At 35.3% G+C, this 10,145-nt stretch carries 20 protein-coding genes and 2 pseudogenes; 8 read left to right on the forward strand and 14 right to left on the reverse strand.

Translation table 11 applies throughout. From position 1 onward, the window contains the following. Positions 1–210: 210 nt before the first annotated feature. On the forward strand, positions 211–816 hold the full coding sequence (locus tag DRZ96_RS00220; RefSeq protein WP_256584649.1) for a Fic family protein: 606 nt from the start codon (positions 211–213) through the stop codon (positions 814–816). Positions 817–881: 65 nt separating this feature from the next. Here the strand turns inward: DRZ96_RS00220 and DRZ96_RS12145 are convergent. From DRZ96_RS12145 to DRZ96_RS10905, 11 genes and pseudogenes are all read right to left on the reverse strand, one after another. Continuing rightward, a pseudogene (locus tag DRZ96_RS12145) lies at positions 882–1,363 on the reverse strand (ECF transporter S component). Between the two features lie 161 nt (positions 1,364–1,524). Then, positions 1,525–2,613 carry a homoserine kinase gene (gene thrB, locus DRZ96_RS10865; RefSeq protein ID WP_322788170.1) on the reverse strand — a complete coding sequence of 363 codons (1,089 nt, stop codon included), beginning with the start codon at positions 2,611–2,613 and terminating at the stop codon, positions 1,525–1,527. Positions 2,614–2,674: 61 nt separating this feature from the next. Further along, positions 2,675–2,878: a hypothetical protein gene (locus tag DRZ96_RS10870; RefSeq protein ID WP_256584652.1), complete on the reverse strand. Its 204-nt coding sequence runs from the start codon at positions 2,876–2,878 to the stop codon at positions 2,675–2,677. 203 nt (positions 2,879–3,081) lie between these two features. Then, positions 3,082–3,228 (reverse strand): hypothetical protein, encoded by a 147-nt coding sequence (locus tag DRZ96_RS10875; RefSeq protein WP_256584653.1) that lies wholly within the window; start codon positions 3,226–3,228, stop codon positions 3,082–3,084. Then, positions 3,225–3,485, reverse strand: a complete 261-nt coding sequence (locus DRZ96_RS10880; RefSeq protein WP_256584654.1) for a hypothetical protein — start codon at positions 3,483–3,485, stop codon at positions 3,225–3,227. The genes DRZ96_RS10875 and DRZ96_RS10880 overlap by 4 nt, the downstream gene beginning before the upstream one ends. After that, complete coding sequence (locus DRZ96_RS10885) at positions 3,458–3,682, reverse strand: hypothetical protein (RefSeq protein ID WP_256584655.1); 225 nt, start codon at positions 3,680–3,682, stop codon at positions 3,458–3,460. The genes DRZ96_RS10880 and DRZ96_RS10885 overlap by 28 nt, the downstream gene beginning before the upstream one ends. A gap of 8 nt (positions 3,683–3,690) precedes the next feature. Continuing rightward, positions 3,691–3,855, reverse strand: a complete 165-nt coding sequence (locus DRZ96_RS12150) for a hypothetical protein (protein ID WP_409371934.1) — start codon at positions 3,853–3,855, stop codon at positions 3,691–3,693. Beyond that, complete coding sequence (locus tag DRZ96_RS10890; RefSeq protein ID WP_256584656.1) at positions 3,806–3,991, reverse strand: hypothetical protein; 186 nt, start codon at positions 3,989–3,991, stop codon at positions 3,806–3,808. The genes DRZ96_RS12150 and DRZ96_RS10890 overlap by 50 nt, the downstream gene beginning before the upstream one ends. 30 nt (positions 3,992–4,021) lie before the next feature. Next, positions 4,022–4,198 (reverse strand): hypothetical protein, encoded by a 177-nt coding sequence (locus DRZ96_RS10895; protein ID WP_256584657.1) that lies wholly within the window; start codon positions 4,196–4,198, stop codon positions 4,022–4,024. Continuing rightward, positions 4,158–4,391, reverse strand: coding sequence for a hypothetical protein (locus tag DRZ96_RS10900; RefSeq protein ID WP_256584658.1), 234 nt, complete (start codon positions 4,389–4,391; stop codon positions 4,158–4,160). Before DRZ96_RS10900 ends, DRZ96_RS10895 begins: the two co-directional genes overlap by 41 nt. After that, positions 4,388–4,546, reverse strand: coding sequence for a hypothetical protein (locus DRZ96_RS10905; RefSeq protein WP_256584659.1), 159 nt, complete (start codon positions 4,544–4,546; stop codon positions 4,388–4,390). The genes DRZ96_RS10900 and DRZ96_RS10905 overlap by 4 nt, the downstream gene beginning before the upstream one ends. Positions 4,547–5,227: 681 nt before the next feature. Between DRZ96_RS10905 and DRZ96_RS10910 the strand changes: the two genes are divergently transcribed. The 7 genes and pseudogenes from DRZ96_RS10910 (at position 5,228) to DRZ96_RS00250 (ending at position 9,033) form a co-directional block, all read left to right on the forward strand. After that, positions 5,228–5,467 (forward strand): hypothetical protein, encoded by a 240-nt coding sequence (locus DRZ96_RS10910; RefSeq protein ID WP_256584660.1) that lies wholly within the window; start codon positions 5,228–5,230, stop codon positions 5,465–5,467. Then, positions 5,460–5,749, forward strand: a pseudogene (locus DRZ96_RS10915) (hypothetical protein). The gene DRZ96_RS10910 and the pseudogene DRZ96_RS10915 overlap by 8 nt, the downstream one beginning before the upstream one ends. A 196-nt stretch (positions 5,750–5,945) precedes the next feature. Beyond that, entirely contained in the window at positions 5,946–6,317 is a 372-nt protein-coding gene (locus tag DRZ96_RS10920) for a hypothetical protein (protein ID WP_256584661.1), read from the forward strand. An 8-nt stretch (positions 6,318–6,325) separates the two neighbouring features. Continuing rightward, entirely contained in the window at positions 6,326–6,616 is a 291-nt protein-coding gene (locus DRZ96_RS10925; RefSeq protein ID WP_256584662.1) for a hypothetical protein, read from the forward strand. Positions 6,617–6,658: 42 nt separating this feature from the next. Beyond that, a complete protein-coding gene (thrC, locus tag DRZ96_RS10930) occupies positions 6,659–7,471 on the forward strand; it encodes a threonine synthase (RefSeq protein ID WP_256584663.1) in 813 nt (270 codons plus the stop codon). A gap of 366 nt (positions 7,472–7,837) precedes the next feature. After that, positions 7,838–8,020 carry a hypothetical protein gene (locus DRZ96_RS10935; RefSeq protein WP_256584664.1) on the forward strand — a complete coding sequence of 61 codons (183 nt, stop codon included), beginning with the start codon at positions 7,838–7,840 and terminating at the stop codon, positions 8,018–8,020. A 665-nt stretch (positions 8,021–8,685) separates the two neighbouring features. Further along, positions 8,686–9,033 (forward strand): ECF transporter S component, encoded by a 348-nt coding sequence (locus tag DRZ96_RS00250; RefSeq protein ID WP_256584667.1) that lies wholly within the window; start codon positions 8,686–8,688, stop codon positions 9,031–9,033. A 285-nt stretch (positions 9,034–9,318) separates the two neighbouring features. On the opposite strand, the gene DRZ96_RS10940 is transcribed toward DRZ96_RS00250, so the two are convergent. The 3 genes from DRZ96_RS10940 to DRZ96_RS12155 form a co-directional block, all read right to left on the reverse strand. Next, entirely contained in the window at positions 9,319–9,501 is a 183-nt protein-coding gene (locus DRZ96_RS10940; protein ID WP_409371935.1) for a Fic family protein, read from the reverse strand. An 85-nt stretch (positions 9,502–9,586) separates the two neighbouring features. Beyond that, a complete protein-coding gene (locus tag DRZ96_RS10945) occupies positions 9,587–9,781 on the reverse strand; it encodes a hypothetical protein (RefSeq protein ID WP_256584665.1) in 195 nt (64 codons plus the stop codon). Between the two features lie 214 nt (positions 9,782–9,995). Further along, positions 9,996–10,142, reverse strand: a complete 147-nt coding sequence (locus DRZ96_RS12155; RefSeq protein ID WP_256584668.1) for an Hsp33 family molecular chaperone HslO — start codon at positions 10,140–10,142, stop codon at positions 9,996–9,998. Positions 10,143–10,145: the final 3 nt, after the last annotated feature.

Raw genomic sequence — 10,145 nt, forward strand, 5'->3', positions numbered from 1 at the left:
TTTTTTTATATCTTTTAAAATAGTTTAAATCTATTTGATATTTTGTCCGATTGGTTAGTGAATATTAATTAAAGGAATGTAAGGATCCTATGAGTAGAAAATTATTAGACGTTTTAAAAATATGAAAAAAACAATAAAATAAGTGGTGGAATATATCACAAACTCCAAGTTGAATTCACTTACAACTCTAATCACATAGAAGGAAGCAAGTTGACTGAAGACCAAACTAGGATGATATTTGAAACCAACACCCTTGGTGTCAATGAATCAGTAAATGTCGATGACATTATAGAAACCTTAAATCATTTTCAATCAATTGATAAGGTCATAGATTCCTACGACGAAGAATTGACAGAAGCTTATATAAAAGACCTTCACAAGGCTTTAAAAGCTGGCACAAGTGACTCCAAGCTAGATTGGTTTAGGGTTGGAGATTATAAGGCTTATCCAAATGAAGTTGGTGGAAATGAAACGACTTCGCCTGAAGATGTGCCACATGAAATGAAAAAACTTCTAGATTCTTACAATGAGAAGAAAGAGAAAAGACTTGAAGATATAATTGACTTCCACTATAGGTTTGAAAAAATTCATCCTTTCCAAGATGGGAATGGTAGAGTCGGAAGGCTTATTATTTTTAAAGAGTGTCTCAAGTATGACTTTGTTCCCTTTATAATTAGCGAAGACTTAAAATTTTTCTATTATAGGGGACTTGCAGAATACAAAAAAGAAAGAGGATTCTTGGTAGAAACTTGTCTTTCAGCACAAGATAGGTTTAAGGCATATTTAGATTATTTTAAAATCGATTATAGAGACTAAAAGAAAATTTTATAAAAAAGAAAGATAGCTAGAAAATTTAATCTAGCTATCTTTTTTTTATGTTTTTATCTTATGTTATTAAAAACTTTTTCCATGGGTTTAAAAACCACAAGGACTATGACAGATGAAACTGCAATTTGAATTAGGTTGCCTGGTATTGACGCAAGGGGTGCGACAAGTGAAGACAAGATAAAAATTTCTCCTATGTAGTAAACCACAACTTTTACAAGGGCAACAAGTATAAAAGATGTAATTAAACTTTTAAGATTGTGCTTCTTGTAGTTCATCTTGTTTAAGATGTAGCCCATGATTAGGGCTGAGATCACAGTCATTGGTGACCAAAGATCCATCCACTTGTTAAGTCAAATAGGCCCATGCCCAAAGCTCCTGCTGTCATGCCCACTCTCTTGTCAAAAAATATGGCAGCCAAGAAGAAGGGGACATTGCCCAAGTGAATCAGGCCTCCGTTGGGGGAGAAGGGGAGTTGGATTTTTACCAGCCAAGTGAATACATATACAAGTGCAATAAAATAGTGAAGTGATGACAAGGTCTCTGACCTTAAAATTTTTCATGAGTGCTCCTTTCACATTTTTTTAAAAATAATTTAGAATTATTTTACCAGAAATTGTCATATAAATAAAGAGCAAGGTCGACAATACGGCCTTGCTTTAAAAATTTTAATTTATAAACTTTTTGTAAAATTAATTTTTAAATTATGAAGGCACCCTTCTCATCAATATCAAGAAGTCTTACTTCATAAGAATTTGAAAGCTTATCTAATTTATTTTTGATTTGGTCTTCTGAAGTATTGTCGTCTGCCTTTAAGACCACCATAATAGTGGATCCGGCACCACTTAGGTAGTGGCCAAGTGCTTCTGAATCATCAATAATTTTTTCAATATCATCGATTTCTGGAATTAATTTTAACCTGTAAGGCTCGTGAATTTTATCATCAAGGGCAACTTTTAAGTTTTCTTCATTGCCAGAGATTAATGACAAGATTACCATGGAAAGTCTTGAAAGGTTAAAGACAGCATCTTCCTTTGAGTAAGTCTTTGGCAAGGCATCTCTTGCTTCTTTTGTTGGAAGTTTGAAGTCAGGAATTATTGCCAAGAATTTAAAATTATTTGAAACTTCAAATTCTTCTAGGTAAACTTGATCATCCTTTAGGATTGATGCCACAGCATTGCCAAAAATTGCTGGAGCTACATTGTCTGGGTGGCCTTCCATCTTTGTTGCAAGTTTCAAAATTTCCTTCTTGTCAAAGTCTCTCTTCATGACATCAAAGGCAGCCATGATCCCCATGACAATGCAGGAAGCTGATGATCCAAGACCACGAGAAAGTGGAACATTGGTGTCCACATTAAAGTCCACAGGAAGGGCTTCCTCTCCATAGAAGTCAAAGGCATACTTGTAGGCCTTGTAGATTAAATTTGAATTTATATTATTTTCAAATTCATTTTTGTCATCACTTAACTTAAACTCACAAGTGTTGGCAAGGTCAAGGGCAAGACCAAGGACGTCAAAGCCAGGTCCAAGGTTGGCTGAAGTGGCTGGGACGGAAATTCTCTTGCCACGTCTTGCAAATTTTAAGACCTCTTCTTCAATTTCATTTTTAAGAATTTTTGTCTTGTGAAGAATTTTTTTATTTTTTAATTTTTTAATTTCAGATGGAATCTTAACTCCAGTTTTTTCGTGAAGGATATCAATATTTTCAAACTCATCATCTGAAAGATTTTCCCCTAAAGCTCCTAAGACTGTAGAAGAAAACTTGTAGGGACTTGCTGTTGATAAGATTACTGTCTTATGAAGTCCAAGCTTGTCTACATATTTTTTGCAACTCCTGTGTGGGGATCCATCAAATAATTTTCTTCTTCAAAGACCTTCTTAATAGTTTCCCTTGTCTCATCTTCCTTGGCAAACCACACAAGAATTCATGGAAGTCGCTCTTAAATTCAAAGAGACCCTTGTCTTTTAAGTCAGCCATTTTTTCTTTAACGACTTCATCAGATGACTTGTGGAAGATTAGTCTTTCAAGGTTTGATGAAACCAAGATGTCCATGGAAGGAGAAATTGTCTTTACAAGGTCCTGTTGGCATCGTATCTTCCACTAGTGAAAAAGTCTGTCAAAACATTGTTATCATTTGATGCAATGACAAGATTGTCTATTGGAAGTCCATTTCCTTTGCGTAATATCCCGCCAAGATGTCTCCAAAGTTTCCCGTAGGAACACAGTAGGAGATTTTTTCTCCGCCACTTATTTTTTTATTCTTGACTAAGTTGCGTAGGAATAAAATAGTAGATGATTTGGGGAAGGAGCCTGCCAATGTTTATGGAGTTGGCAGAAGAAAGATAAATATTTTCCTCTTTAAGCTCTTCTTTTATCTTTTCATCGTTAAATATTTTTTTCACAGCAGATTGGGCATCGTCGAAGTTGCCATCAATGGAAATAACCTTGAATTTAAAGATCCTGTTGTATCCATTTGGGCCTTTTGGATGGAACTCACACCTTCTGTTGGGTATAAGACCAAGATGTCAATGTCTTCTGTGTTGTAAAAACCTTCTAGGGCAGCCTTACCTGTGTCGCAGATGTTGCAGTCAAAATAAGGGTTTTGTCCTTGATACCAAGAGATTTTTTTGGCTAGGCCAAGAGGTTTGGAAGAAGGCAAAGTGCAAAGTCCTTAAAGGCAGAAGTCCTGCCATGATAAAGTTCCAGGTAAAAATCCTTTTGGTAAGAAACTTTTGCAATTTCATCTTCAAAGGATGCGTAGGATTTTTCTATAAGCCCTAAACAGTCGTCCTTGTCAAAGTCTGTGAGATAAAGTGAAAGAATTTTGTGGGCCAAGTCTGTGTAAGACAGGTCCAAGTTCTCCATTATGTCAAGGCAGGGAAGGATTCTGGGACAAAGAGACCGCCGTCTTCAGAGATTCCTTTGACAATGGCTTCTCTGCCAGAAATTTTAAATTTGAATTTCTTGTTGATAAAAATTTCATAAATCCTCCTCAATTTCTGCCAAGAAAACTTTGTCGAGATTACCAAGGGAAGCTCTCAAGTTATCAAGGGAAACTTTTTTTGTAATTATTAGGTGTTCGTCATTTATAATTTTTTCTTCTTCTATTAAGTCTTTTAGTTCAGGAGAGACTTCAGAAGTCCTCACATAAAATTTGTTTTCCAATTATTTTCAACTTCATAGGAATTTCCTGCGTCATAAAAAGTTTTTATTTCTCTTTTTGGCAAGGATTCTCAAAAGGTCACGCATAACTGCATCGGCAGTTTCAAGCTTGCCTGCTCCAGGACCTTGATTCGTAGGAAGTGAAGTTTCTCCCCAGACCTTAACTCCGTTAGTTCCACCAAAAGTTTTGCAAAAAATTATCCCTAACAAAAGTAGGAATCACAGAAATATTTATCTTATCATTTGCTAGTTCTGACTTGGCAAGGACCCTAATGGAGTAGCCTCTTTCTTTTGCAAAATCAAAATCAGCTTTCTTTACATTTTCAATGCCAAAAGTAAAAATCTCATCTTCATTGATATTTGAATTGTAAATAAGAGAAGATAAAATTCTTATCTTTCTCATGGCATCAAAGCTCCAACATCAGCAGTAGGATCTGCTTCTGCATAGCCAAGCTCTTGGGCTTCTTTTAAGACCTCGTCATAGGATGAGCCTTCAACTTCCATCTTTGAAAGGATGTAGTTGGAAGTTCCATTTAAAATTCCTTGGATCTTATTCATTTCGCTGAGAAGGCCTCTTCCATTAGAGGATGGATTACTGGGATTGCACCAGCAACTGCAGCTTCATAAGAAAAATAAATATTTTTTTTCTCTTGCAAGTTCATTTAACTCTTCAAAGTATTTTGAAACTACGGCTTTGTTGGCAGTTACAATATTTTGCCAGCTTCCATTAATTTAACAATTCTCTCATAAGTTTCTTCAAGACTTGAAGTCACATCAATAACTGTATCCACATCAGAATTTAAAATTTCGTCAAAATCATCTGTGAAGGCAAGGTCACCATCAAGGGGAGACCTTTTTTTATTTTTATTTCTAATTAAAACTTTTTCAATTTTTATATCAAAATTATTTTTTAAGAGGGACTCCCTCTTCTTGTATAAAATTTCTTCGACACCTGTCCCACAGTGCCAAAGCCCATTATTGCAATTTTCAACTTAAACCTCCAAGACTTTTAGCAATTTGCACTGCGTTAGTTGCAGCTCCCTTCCTAGTTGTCAGCACAAGACCAAAGGTTTAGGCCAGTGAAGTCTCTAAATCTTTTTAAAAGAAACAGAAACAACATCAAAAAATAATTTTGATATAAAAATTGAAAAAGTTTTAATTAGAAATAAAAAAAAAAAAGGTCTCCCTTGATGGTGACCTTGCCTTCACAGATGATTTGACGAAATTTTAAATTCTGATGTGGATACAGTTATTGATGTGACTTCAAGTCTTGAAGAAACTTATGAGAGAATTGTTAAATTAATGGAAGCTGGCAAAAATATTGTAACTGCCAACAAAGCCGTAGTTTCAAAATACTTTGAAGAGTTAAATGAACTTGCAAGAGAAAAAATATTTATTTTTCTTATGAAGCTGCAGTTGCTGGTCAATCCCAGTAATCCATCCTCTAATGGAAGAGGCCTTCTTCAGCGAAATGAATAAGATCCAAGGAATTTTAAATGGAACTTCCAACTACATCCTTTCAAAGATGGAAGTTGAAGGCTCATCCTATGACGAGTCTTAAAAGAAGCCCAAGAGCTTGGCTATGCAGAAGCAGATCCTACTGCTGATGTTGGAGGCTTTGATGCCATGAGAAAGATAAGAATTTTATCTTCTCTTATTTACAATTCAAATATCAATGAAGATGAGATTTTTACTTTTGGCATTGAAAATGTAAAGAAAGCTGATTTTGATTTTGGCAAAAGAAAGAGGCTACTCCATTAGGGTCCTTGCCAAGTCAGAACTAGCAAATGATAAGATAAATATTTCTGTGATTCCTACTTTGTTAGGATAATTTCTTTGCAAAAACTTTTGGTGGAACTAACGGAGTTAAGGTCTGGGGAGAAAACTTCACTTCCTACGAACTCAAGGGTCCTGGAGCAGGCAAGCTTGAAACTGCCGATCAGTTATGCGTGACCTTTTGAGAATCCTTGCAAAAAGAGAAATAAAAACTTTTTATGACGCAGGAAATTCCTATGAAGTTGAAAATAATTTGGAAAACAAATTTTATGTGAGGACTTCTGAAGTCTCTCCTGAACTAAAAGACTTAATAGAAGAAGAAAAAATTATAAATGACGAACACCTAATAATTACAAAAAAAGTTTCCCTTGATAACTTGAGAGCTTCCCTTGGTAATCTCGACAAAGTTTTCTTGGCAGAAATTGAGAGGATTTATGAAATTTTTATCAACAAGAATTCAAATTTAAAAATTTCTGGCAGAGAAGCCATTGTCAAAGGAATCTCTGAAGACGGCGGTCTCTTGTCCCAGAATCCTTCCCTGCCTTTGACATAATGGAGAACTTGGACCTGTCTTACACAGACTTGGCCCACAAAATTCTTTCACTTTATCTCACAGACTTTGACAAGGACGACTTGTTAGGGCTTATAGAAAAATCCTACGCATCCTTTGAAGATGAATTGCAAAAGTTTCTTACCAAAAGGATTTTTACCTGGAACTTTATCATGGCAGGACTTCTGCCTTTAAGGACTTTGCACTTTGCCTTCTTCCAAACCTCTTGGCCTATGCCAAAAATCTCTTGGTATCAAGGACAAAACCCTTATTTTGACTGCAACATCTGGCGACACAGGTAAGGCTGCCCTAGAAGGTTTTACAACACAGAAGACATTGACATCTTGGTCTTATACCCAACAGAAGGTGTGAGTTCCATCCAAAAGGCCCAAATGGATACAACAGGATCTTTAAATTCAAAGGTTATTTCCATTGATGGCAACTTCGACGATGCCCAATCTGCTGTGAAAAAAATATTTAACGATGAAAAGATAAAAGAAGAGCTTAAAGAGGAAAATATTTATCTTTCTTCTGCCAACTCCATAAACATTGGCAGGCTCCTTCCCCAAATCATCTACTATTTTTATTCCTACGCAGACTTAGTCAAGAATAAAAAAATAAGTGGCGGAGAAAAAATCTCCTACTGTGTTCCTACGGGAAACTTTGGAGACATCTTGGCGGGATATTACGCAAAGGAAATGGGACTTCCAATAGACAATCTTGTCATTGCATCAAATGATAACAATGTTTTGACAGACTTTTTCACTAGTGGAAGATACGATGCCAACAGGGACCTTGTAAAGACAATTTCTCCTTCCATGGACATCTTGGTTTCATCAAACCTTGAAAGACTAATCTTCCACAAGTCATCTGATGAAGTCGTTAAAGAAAAAATGGCTGACTTAAAAGACAAGGGTCTCTTTGAATTTAAGAGCGACTTCCATGAATTCTTGTGTGGTTTTGCCAAGGAAGATGAGACAAGGGAAACTATTAAGAAGGTCTTTGAAGAAGAAAATTATTTGATGGATCCCCACACAGGAGTTGCAAAAAATATTGTAGACAAGCTTGGACTTCATAAGACAGTAATCTTATCAACAGCAAGTCCCTACAAGTTTTCTTCTACAGTCTTAGGAGCTTTAGGGAAATCTTTCAGATGATGAGTTTGAAAATATTGATATCCTTCACGAAAAAACTGGAGTTAAGATTCATCTGAAATTAAAAATTAAAAAATAAAAAAATTCTTCACAAGACAAAAATTCTTAAAAATGAAATTGAAGAAGAGGTCTTAAAATTTGCAAGACGTGGCAAGAGAATTTCCGTCCCAGCCCTTCAGCCAACCTTGGACCTGGCTTTGACGTCCTTGGTCTTGCCCTTGACCTTGCCAACACTTGTGAGTTTAAGTTAAGTGATGACAAAATGAATTTGAAAATAATATAATTCAAATTTAATCTACAAGGCCTACAAGTATGCCTTTGACTTCTATGGAGAGGAAGCCCTTCCTGTGGACTTTAATGTGGACACCAATGTTCCACTTTCTCGTGGTCTGGATCATCAGCTTCCTGCATTGTCATGGGGATCATGGTGCCTTTGATGTCATGAAGAGAGACTTTGACAAGAAGGAAATTTTGAAACTTGCAACAAAGATGGAAGGCCACCCAGACAATGTAGCTCCAGCAATTTTGGCAATGCTGTGGCATCAATCCTAAAGGATGATCAAGTTTACCTAGAAGAATTTGAAGTTTCAAATAATTTTAATTCTTGGCAATAATTCCTGACTTCAAACTTCCAACAAAAAGAAGCAAGAGATGCCTTGCCAAAGACTTACTCAAAGGAAGATGCTGTCTTTAACCTTTCAAGACTTTCCATGGTAATCTTGTCATTAATCTCTGGCAATGAAGAAAACTAAAAGTTGCCCTTTGATGATAAAATTCACGAGCCTTACAGGTTAAAATTAATTCCAGAAATCGATGTATTGAAAAAATTATTGGTGATTCAGAAGCACTTGCCACTACCTAAGTGGTGCCGGATCCACTATTATGGTGGGTCTTAAAGGCAGACGACAATACTTCAGAGACCAAATCAAAAATAAATTAGATAAGCTTTCAAATTCTTTGAGTAAGACTTCTTGATATTGATGAGAAGGGTGCCTTCATAATTTAAAAATTAATTTTACAAAAAGTTTATAAATTAAAATTTTTAAAGCAAGGCCGTATTGTCGACCTTGCTCTTTATTTATATGACAATTCTGGTAAAATAATTCTAAATTATTTTAAAAAATGTGAAAGGAGCACTCATGAAAATTTAAGGTCAGAGACCTTGTCATCATTCACTATTTATTGCACTTGTATATGTATTCACTTGGCTGGTAAAAATCCAACTCCCCTTCTCCCCCAACGGAGGCCTGATTCACTTGGGCAATGTCCCCTTCTTCTTGGCTGCCATATTTTTTGACAAGAGAGTGGGCATGACAGCAGGAGCTTTGGGCATGGGCCTATTTGACTTAACAAGTGGATGGATTCTTTGGTCACCAATGACTGTGATCTCAGCCCTAATCATGGGCTACATCTTAAACAAGATGAACTACAAGAAGCACAATCTTAAAAGTTTAATTACATCTTTTATACTTGTTGCCCTTGTAAAAGTTGTGGTTTACTACATAGGAGAAATTTTTATCTTGTCTTCACTTGTCGCACCCCTTGCGTCAATACCAGGCAACTAATTCAAATTGCAGTTTCATCTGTCATAGTCCTTGTGGTTTTTAAACCCATGGAAAAAGTTTTTAATAACATAAGATAAAACATAAAAAAAGATAGCTAGATTAAATTTTCTAGCTATCTTTCTTTTTTTATAAAATTTTCTTTTAGTCTCTATAATCGATTTTAAAAATAATCTAAATATGCCTTAAACCTATCTTGTGCTGAAAGACAAGTTTCTACCAAGAATCCTCTTTCTTTTTTGTATTCTGCAAGTCCCCTATAATAGAAAAATTTTAAGTCTTCGCTAATTATAAAGGGAACAAAGTCATACTTGAGACACTCTTTAAAATAATAAGCCTTCCGACTCTACCATTCCCATCTTGAAAGGATGAATTTTTTTCAAACCTATAGTGGAAGTCAATTATATCTTCAAGTCTTTTCTCTTTCTTCTCATTGTAAGAATCTAGAAGTTTTTTCATTTCATGTGGCACATCTTCAGGCGAAGTCGTTTCATTTCCACCAACTTCATTTGGATAAGCCTTATAATCTCCAACCCTAAACCAATCTAGCTTGGAGTCACTTGTGCCAGCTTTTTAAAGCCTTGTGAAGGTCTTTTATATAAGCTTCTGTCAATTCTTCGTCGTAGGAATCTATGACCTTATCAATTGATTGAAAATGATTTAAGGTTTCTATAATGTCATCGACATTTACTGATTCATTGACACCAAGGGTGTTGGTTTCAAATATCATCCTAGTTTGGTCTTCAGTCAACTTGCTTCCTTCTATGTGATTAGAGTTGTAAGTGAATTCAACTTGGAGTTTGTGATATATTCCACCACTTATTTTATTGTTTTTTTCATATTTTAAAACGTCTATAATTTTCTACTCATAGGATCCTTACATTCCTTTAATTAATATTCACTAACCAATCGGACAAAAATATCAAATAGATTTAAACTATTTTAAAAGATAAAAAAAATTTAATCTAAAAATTATCTTGGATAATAACTTCCCTATTTTTATTTATGTCCTCGGCCTTCTTTAGCATTCTCTCAAGGTCTTCCTCGTCAAAATCGTAAACAGAGTTACAGAAGTAGCAATTCACTTCTGCCTTCTTGTCTTCTTCTAGAATTTT

The organism is Peptoniphilus harei (assembly GCF_900454685.1).
GTDB classification, from domain to species: Bacteria; Bacillota; Clostridia; order Tissierellales; family Peptoniphilaceae; genus Peptoniphilus_A; species Peptoniphilus_A harei.

What these genes read in the sequence shown, in the direction of transcription:
- DRZ96_RS10870 (WP_256584652.1), bottom strand. Translation starts at nt 2,878, where the DNA reads ATGGACATCTTGGTTTCATCAAACCTTGAAAGACTAATCTTCCACAAG.
- DRZ96_RS10905 (WP_256584659.1), bottom strand. Translation starts at nt 4,546, where the DNA reads ATGAATAAGATCCAAGGAATTTTAAATGGAACTTCCAACTACATCCTT.
- DRZ96_RS10935 (WP_256584664.1), top strand. Translation starts at nt 7,838, where the DNA reads ATGTTCCACTTTCTCGTGGTCTGGATCATCAGCTTCCTGCATTGTCAT.
- DRZ96_RS10900 (WP_256584658.1), bottom strand. Translation starts at nt 4,391, where the DNA reads ATGAGAAAGATAAGAATTTTATCTTCTCTTATTTACAATTCAAATATC.